The sequence below is a fragment of the Photobacterium halotolerans DSM 18316 genome (genome assembly GCF_000425165.1).
Classification (GTDB): Bacteria; Pseudomonadota; Gammaproteobacteria; order Enterobacterales; family Vibrionaceae; genus Photobacterium; species Photobacterium halotolerans.
On record NZ_AULG01000055.1, the window covers coordinates 1 to 1,933 of the forward strand.

Consider the following 1,933-nt stretch of genomic DNA (forward strand, 5'->3'; position numbering starts at 1 on the left):
GCGCCGACAACCTAAAAATTCGTCCTGAATTTTTCCCTAAAGCTGAGGAAATAGTTTAGATCGTAACTCGTTATTGCCCCATTTCTACTTAGAGTTAAGGCTCATTCATATCCTGTTAATGAGGTTTTCCCTACCAAAATTATATACGACGGAGGCGTGCGTACGGCAACTCTCGTCGTATTACACAGCTTCCTGCATCCTAGGCACTCTCTGGTGTCACTAAGTTGCTGATTTAGCGTTGATGGCTAGTAAGAAAAATTGCATTATATGTACAAAAATATGTGATTTCGTGACGTCCTACGTCTAAGCAGCATCAGGCAACAACCGTATAATTAGAAAGGAAAGCTTAATTGTTTAATTTAATAATCACATCAGATGATAACGCATGGAATGGTAGTCCTTATCCATTTCCTCGGGATAGAATTATCAACCATCGAGAATATACGGTTAAAGAAATAGCGAGCAAATACGCTGAGTTGACAGAACCTATGATTCGAGAGCTAAAAGAAATGCCATGCATTTTTGCTCATGAAGGCACAGGTGGTTTCTTTCGTGTTGGCTATATCAGGGACTTACGTTTAAGAAACTCTGAGGTAATCATTGAATATGAACTTGATAAGTTTATTCCCGCACTACCCACAGAAAAGTTGAGTGCTAATAGATTTTCTTTCGACATCAATCGTGACTTTGAATTTAATCGAACGCATTGGGCGTTGAAGGATGTTGATCTATTTGCAGAGCTAATTCGTTGTGGGTTTATCACACAAGAACTAGCCACTGCGTCTATCAACTATAGAAATTTATCAACCGTTGAGGTTAGCCCAATGAACTTAATCAATGGCAGTGTTTTTATTGTTCATGGACACGATGAGCTAGCAAAGTCTGAAGCTGCGAGGTTTGTCGAGTCTTTAGGGCTTAAAGCTGTAATACTGCATGAGCAAATAAATCAAAGCCAAACTATCATCGAGAAGTTTGAAAAGCATGCGTCTGAAGTTGCATTTGCTGTAGTGTTATTAACTGCCGATGATGTAGGCTACGCAAAGGAGAACCCAAACAGCGCCAAGTTTAGAGCGAGGCAAAATGTAATCTTTGAGTTGGGGTACTTTAGCGCTGCGCTAACCAGAAAAAAGGTATGCGTGCTTTACAAAGAAGGTGTCGAAATTCCCAATGATTTTGCTGGTGTGGTATATACGCCGATGGATAACTCTGGTGGTTGGAAGCTTGCTTTAGCGAAAGAAATGAAGGCTAGCGGTCTAAGCATCGATCTGAATCGAGTCATCTAGCTAGTTGCCTAACAAAGCGATCGGCATTTTCGGAAAATTAATAATTGAGGTTATATCTTTAAATGACAGAGTTCTTCATAGGTGTAGTAGCAAGTTTATCAGCTACTGCACTTGTAACATTGGTTGTCAAATGGGGCTGGCCAACTTTTCAGAGTAACTGTTTGTATAAAGGGGTTAAAGTCGCTGGGGAATGGGATATTGTCGAAGTAAGAAACGGCAAAAACATTACTGCTGGACGTATTACGCTACAACAAGTAGGCAGTAACATTGCAGGTAGCAGTATTCGTTCTAAAACTCGCGATGGGAAGAAGTCAGAACGTAAGTTTAGCTACAAAGGAACCATTTTTGGGAATCAAGTTACTTTGATGTTTGAGGACCATAAGGGGGTAGGTTTTGATACGGGCACCTACGTTTTCACTGTACAAAATGATCACAAAACCATGATCGGAATGGCGACTTTTCATGGAAAGTCTGAAAATAAAATAGTATCAGAGTCAAGGACGTTAAAGAAAGTCCTAAGCTAGTATCAACCACATGCCTATACAAACAAGGATAAGAGGGTGTTCATAGTTCTGTGTCAGCATAAGTCACAGATCCACATATTGATCGACCCTGTTCGGGAAGTGGAGGCTCAATTGGGATAACGTCAG

The 1,933-nt window shown here is 40.5% G+C and carries 2 protein-coding genes; both read left to right on the plus strand.

The annotated features are described in order from the left end of the window. Window positions 1-350: 350 nt before the first annotated feature. The gene (locus tag H511_RS0109280; RefSeq protein WP_027252044.1) at window positions 351-1,283 is read left to right on the plus strand and encodes a TIR domain-containing protein; all 933 of its coding nucleotides are present in this window, start codon (window positions 351-353) and stop codon (window positions 1,281-1,283) included. A gap of 62 nt (window positions 1,284-1,345) precedes the next feature. Then, window positions 1,346-1,807, plus strand: a complete 462-nt coding sequence (locus tag H511_RS0109285) for a hypothetical protein (RefSeq protein WP_027252045.1) — start codon at window positions 1,346-1,348, stop codon at window positions 1,805-1,807. The last annotated feature ends 126 nt before the right edge of the window (window positions 1,808-1,933 follow it).

Bases quoted from the DNA above. Each gene is read 5' to 3' on its own strand.
- H511_RS0109285 (WP_027252045.1), top strand. From the start codon at position 1,346: ATGACAGAGTTCTTCATAGGTGTAGTAGCAAGTTTATCAGCTACTGCA.